This is a genomic window from Chamaesiphon polymorphus CCALA 037 (assembly GCF_003003845.1).
GTDB lineage: Bacteria > Cyanobacteriota > Cyanobacteriia > Cyanobacteriales > Chamaesiphonaceae > Chamaesiphon > Chamaesiphon polymorphus.
The window spans coordinates 1-4315 of the sequence record NZ_PVWO01000489.1; the positions used below are offsets into that span (position 1 = coordinate 1).

4 protein-coding genes are annotated in these 4315 nt (G+C 45.2%); 2 read left to right on the plus strand and 2 right to left on the minus strand.

The genetic code is table 11. From position 1 onward, the window contains the following. The first annotated feature begins 175 nt into the window (after positions 1-175). Together C7B77_RS25000 and C7B77_RS25005 are read left to right on the plus strand one after the other, a co-directional pair. On the plus strand, positions 176-1351 hold the full coding sequence (locus C7B77_RS25000; RefSeq protein ID WP_106311321.1) for a TRC40/GET3/ArsA family transport-energizing ATPase: 1176 nt from the start codon (positions 176-178) through the stop codon (positions 1349-1351). Between the two features lie 302 nt (positions 1352-1653). Further along, positions 1654-2481, plus strand: coding sequence for a hypothetical protein (locus C7B77_RS25005; RefSeq protein WP_106311324.1), 828 nt, complete (start codon positions 1654-1656; stop codon positions 2479-2481). 90 nt (positions 2482-2571) lie between these two features. Here C7B77_RS25005 and C7B77_RS25010 read toward each other — a convergent pair whose 3' ends face one another. Then, positions 2572-3315 carry an undecaprenyl pyrophosphate synthase gene (locus tag C7B77_RS25010; protein WP_106311327.1) on the minus strand — a complete coding sequence of 248 codons (744 nt, stop codon included), beginning with the start codon at positions 3313-3315 and terminating at the stop codon, positions 2572-2574. Between the two features lie 13 nt (positions 3316-3328). Continuing rightward, positions 3329-4267 carry a ferritin-like domain-containing protein gene (locus C7B77_RS25015; protein ID WP_106311330.1) on the minus strand — a complete coding sequence of 313 codons (939 nt, stop codon included), beginning with the start codon at positions 4265-4267 and terminating at the stop codon, positions 3329-3331. Positions 4268-4315: the final 48 nt, after the last annotated feature.

A 4315-nucleotide genomic window follows, 5' to 3' on the forward strand; every position in this document is an offset into this window, starting at 1 on the left:
CCTTAGCACCAGTAACTTAAGACCAAGCACCAGTCCAAGAATGGCCTTAAAGGGAGATCGTTAACCCGAAATAACGTTAAATAGCCTGCAAGAGGAAAAACCGCTAAGATCGAGATTAGCGATGTTCTCACATAGAGGCTGCGCCTAAAGATTACTCGGACAAAACATAGAGAACATGCGTTTAATTTTGATGACTGGCAAAGGTGGTGTGGGTAAAACCTCTGTCGCGGCGGCAACAGGATTGCGATGTGCCGAATTAGGTTATCGTACCCTCGTCCTCAGCACCGATCCCGCTCACTCCCTCGCCGATAGCTTCGACATGGAGATGGGGCACGATCCGCGCGAAGTTCGCCCCAATTTGTGGGGTGCGGAACTAGATGCACTCAAGGAACTCGAAGGCAACTGGGGGGCGGTGAAACGCTACATCACCGACGTGTTGCAAGCGCGCGGGATGGAAGGCGTACAAGCTGAGGAATTGGCAATCTTACCAGGGATGGATGAGATCTTCGGACTGGTGCGGATGAAGCGGCACTTTGACGAAGGGATCTACGATGTGCTGATTATCGACTCCGCACCCACCGGGACTGCCCTGAGATTGCTGAGTTTGCCAGAAGTCGGCGGTTGGTATATGCGGAAGTTTTACAAGCCTTTACAGGCGGTTTCTGTCGCGCTCAGACCGTTAGTCGAACCGTTCTTTCGACCAGTTGCGGGGTTCTCTTTGCCGAATAAGGAAGTGATGGATGCACCCTATGAATTTTACGAGCAAATCGAGGCTCTGCAAAAGATCTTGATGGATAATACCGTCTCGTCGGTACGATTGGTAACCAATCCCGAAAAGATGGTAATTAAGGAATCGCTGCGCGCTCATGCTTATCTGAGTTTGTACAATGTTTCTACCGATTTAGTAATTGCCAATCGGATCATTCCGGCAACAGTTACCGATCCATTTTTCAAGACATGGAAGGAAAATCAAGAGAAGTATCGCCTCGAAATTCACGAAGATTTTCATCCGCTGCCAGTTAAAGAGGTGCCTTTATATACAGAGGAACTCTGCGGACTTGCCGCCCTCGATCGATTGAAGGAAACTCTGTATGGCGATGAAGATCCCAGTAAGGTTTACTATCAAGAAACAACTACCAGAATCGTCCAAGAAGGTAATAGCCTATACAGTTTGGAATTGTATCTACCAGGAATTGCCAAAGACCAAATTCAACTCAATAAAACTGGGGATGAATTGAATATCCGCATCGGTAACCACCGTCGAAATATGGTGCTGCCGCAAGCTCTAGCCGCGCTCCAGCCTACTGGGGCGAAGATGGATGATGATTATCTCAAGATTAAGTTCGCTTAATCGCGATCGATTAAAAAAATCGATAGAGATCGGGGATCGTCATCTATTTTTTTGATAATTGGGCATTTTACCGCAGCTATTCTATAAAATCCAACATATCGTCGGATCGCGCTCGTCGTAACAATTCGGCGAGCGCGATTTTTATTGATTGGGTGGAAATTTTGCGAACAAAAATTGCACCAATTTTAAAGATTTTCTTTAGATCGATCGAATAATTAGGTAGTATGTTAATAGCAACTTAACATTGCTACGCATATACTACCCAATTTTATTGAGTGTAGAATCAGTGGAGGTAATCACTTATGTCTCGTTTCGCCTACTACCGTCTCACCGCAATTTCGATCGGGATTTTGATTCTCAATTCGATCGCGATCGATCCGGCGGCAGCCAAAAATCTAGTCACGATCGTCGATAGGCAAACACCCGCATCATCGAAGCCAGGGCTAGATATCGGTCTGCAACCGATCGTGCCATATAAAGTATCCCAACAGTCAAATGGAGATTCTACAGCCAATGGTAGGAATTCTGCGGGGATCGGGATTACGGCACGGGTAGGTACGCTCGGTGCTGGCGTCGAAGTTGCCAAATCTTTGTCACCGCAATTTAACGGTCGCTTAGGACTGAACTTTGGTAATGTCGGATTCAATCGCACGGATAGCGGTATTAATTACGACTCGCAGCTAAATTTCAGCAGCGTGCAGTTATTTGGCGATTACTATCCATTTGGTAATAGCACTTTTCGCGTGACTGGCGGCTTAGTCGCTCAAAATAATCGCTTCTCTGTGACTGGTAAACCGGGCGGTAACGGCACATATACGATCGATGGGGTTCAATACCCTGCTAGTGCGATCGGCACCCTCAGCGGCGAATATAAGTACGGTAACTCGATCGCGCCTTATCTGGGCATCGGGATTGGTAAATCGACAAATGAAGGTTTTGGCTTTAATGCCGATCTCGGCATAATGTTTACAGGTGCGCCCAAAGTTTCACTCAATGCCAGCAATCCCGCTTTTAATAATAATCCAATTACACGCAACCAATTAGATAATCAAGTTCGTCAAACCGAAAACGATCTGCGCGGATTTAATGTTTATCCCGTACTATCCGTTGGACTTTCTTACGGATTTTAAATTAGTGGATAGTGGATAGTGGATAGTTGATAGTGGATAATTGATAGTTGATAGTGGATAATCAATATCAATTATCAATGATCGACTATCTTACACTTTCCCAAACCGACGATTGCGCTGCTGAAAATCAGCGATCGCGAGGATAAATTCATCATTGCTAAAATCCGGCCAATGTGTTTTGGTAATGTAGATTTCGGTATAGGCTAGTTGCCATAATAAGAAATTACTCAAACGTTGTTCGCCGCTAGTCCTAATCAAGAGATCGGGATCTGGTAATTCATGGGTGTCTAAATATCGATCGAACATCGATTCATCCAGCAGATCTAAGTCTAATTCACCCGCTCTAGCTAATTGGGCGATCGATTTACAAGCTTGGAGGATTTCTTTACGGCTGCCATAGTTGATGGCAATATTAAACGTAACAGATTGATTGTACTGCGTTTTATCGATCGATTTATCCATCATGCGTTGCAGCCCTAGCGGTACTTGAGATCGATCGCCGAGAAATCTAATTCTAACTCCTTCGGCGTGCATTTGGTCTAACTCACTATCTAATAAGCCCTCAAATAAACGCATCAGGAAATCGACTTCTACTGCTGGTCTGCCCCAGTTTTCGGTAGAGAAAGCATAAACTGTAAAGTTAGCAATGCCCCAATCTTTACAACAGCGTAGTAGCGATTTAACTGTATTAGCACCTTGTTGGTGTCCGGCGATACGTGGCAATCCTTGCTGTTTTGCCCATCTACCATTTCCATCCATAATTGCCGCTACGTGTTGGGGCATTTTAGTCGCATCTAAAATAGCGGGTAATTTGGTAATTAATTGAGTACTCATAATAATTAGTTAATTAATGTTTGTGTGTAAATCGATCGGGAAGGATGCCAAAAATTTGTTTTAAATAGGCAGAATTGAGGCTGTGATGCCAAGCTAACAGCCGCTGCATCACCAGCCAAAATGTCACGACTAATTGCCAACGATGTTGCCAGCTCCACTCGTTCCAGTGCAGTACCGACAGCATCCGATAGTAAGTTTTGAGTAAGTTACCACCTGAAGCCGATTTGCGGGGGAGTAACTGTCTACAACCGCGAATGAATCGATGTCCTGTGGGCGCGGGATATAACCAAACTCCGAAGCCCCAGAATTTGATGAGATGATTGATTTCATCTCGGAGCATTTCGCCGATTACTTGTTGCAATGTACCTGTAGAATGCCCCATTAACCAGATGTATAAACATGTAGCACCATATTCAGTTGCAATTCGCGACAAACCATGACGATAGAGATCGTTGTCGGGGCAATCGGTTGGTTGATAAGCTCGCGCTTGTTTGGGATTGGGCTGAATGCGTTCGCCGCTTAATTGCTGATAGATGGCGATTAATGCGGGTGCATGGCGACTTTCTTCTAGCTCCCAAATTCCCTTCGAGCTACGCTTGCCAAGCTCGTCAACCGTACCGCCGACAAATTCAGCCATGGCGGGATGGATGCGATCGAGATATTGCCGACTGGTATGGGTATAATCTCGAATAGGAGCTTCAGTATCGATCGCGCCTTTGAGGATAGCCAGAAATACTGCTGGTTCGATGCCAACGATGAGATGGGATTCGATCTGATGCCACTCGATTTTTGCCCATTTTCGTGGATGGGGACGCTCGAATTGTCGGGGTAATTCTTGGAGTCGATCGTTGAGATAATCTCGATCGAAATAAGTCTCGATTAAATCTTTAATTAATAGATAAAAATTCGATTTATTATGGCAATCTCGTCCGCCAGCAAGTGATAAAGTCATAACTTACAAGTCGATCTTCAGGTGTTATTCAAACTATAACCCTCCAGA